Raw genomic sequence first — 1,231 nt, 5'->3', positions numbered from 1 at the left:
CCCAGGCCAGTACCCGAAGGTTCGCGGCGAGCGCCGCCGATGTCATCAGGCCGATGCTGAGCCCGATTGTCGCTAGTCTTAAAAACGCTTTCCTCAGTCCCATTTTTAATCTCCCATTATCGTTCTGGTGGACCGTAATTTTCGGGCCTGCGCCGTCACAGCTGGGTAACAGCGACCAGTCCCTCGTCCGGCACCGACACCATCCGGTTGCGCAGTGGCTTGCCGAACGTCTGTGCCTGGATTTCATACTCGTCGCCGGAAGCCGTCTTGACGCCGGAGGCGTAGCTCATCACCGCCGCGCCGAAGAAATAGGCGTGCAGGTCGCCCGCCCTGCGGTGCATCGGGTAGCGGAAATGGAAGTGTTCGAGATTGGCGATCGAGTGCGACATGTGCGCTTCACCCGACAGGAACTCCTGCTCCCAGATAACAGTGCCGTTGCGTAGGATGCGCGAATGGCCGCGCACTTCTTCGGGCAGGTCACCGATCAGCAGTTCCGGACCAATCGAGCAGGAGCGCAGCTTGGAATGGGCGAGATAAAGGTAGTTCTCGCCCTCCGTCACGTGGTCGGAATATTCGTTTCCGAGCGCATAGCCGATGCGATAGGGATGGCCATCGGGTCCATTGACATAAAGCCCGACGATCTCGGCTTCCTCTGCACCGGCTTTCGCGAATGCCGGCATCGGCAGCGGTGCGCCGGGCGGGACAACGCAGGTGCCGACGCCCTTGAAGAACCACTCTGGCTGAATCCCGATCTTGCCGGAGCCAGGCTTGCCGCCCTCCAGCCCCATGCGGAAGATTTTCAAGGAATCGGATTCGTCGGCACCTTCGCCATGGGTCAGAACATGCATCTGGTTGCGCGCGGCGGCACTTCCGGTGTGGGTGAGGCCGGTGCCGGTGACCAGGAAGCGCGCCGGTTCGGGATGGTCGACCGGAGCGAGCACCTGCCCATCGCGCAACAGTTGGTCGTAGTCGATTTTCGCCGTGCCGGTCCGCTTCTCGACCAGCGCTGCGATCGACGTGCCCTGGGCAATTGCCGCTTCGGCCAGTTCCAGCACGCTGCTGGTCTTTTCGAGCGGGTGCAGATGATTGCCGTCATCGCAGACGCGGCCCACCCGTCTGCTGCCGTCGGCCATTCTGAACTGAACAAGACGCATGAACTAACCTTCTTCCTTTGAAACCGTACGGATCACACCCAGCCCGCATCGACGATGAACTGCTGGCTCGCGTACAT

The 1,231-nt window shown here is 61.3% G+C and carries 1 protein-coding gene; it reads right to left on the bottom strand.

Annotated features, from left to right (window positions below):
* Positions 1-155: 155 nt before the first annotated feature.
* Positions 156-1,154, bottom strand: a complete 999-nt coding sequence (gene araD1, locus EOA22_RS34205; RefSeq protein WP_063167575.1) for an AraD1 family protein — start codon at positions 1,152-1,154, stop codon at positions 156-158.
* Positions 1,155-1,231 lie beyond the last annotated feature (77 nt).

The organism is Mesorhizobium sp. M7A.F.Ca.US.014.04.1.1 (assembly GCF_003998745.1).
Taxonomy (GTDB): Bacteria; Pseudomonadota; Alphaproteobacteria; order Rhizobiales; family Rhizobiaceae; genus Mesorhizobium; species Mesorhizobium ciceri.
Note: the sequence above shows the minus strand (reverse complement) of the source record. Positions and strands in the feature narration are given on the sequence as shown.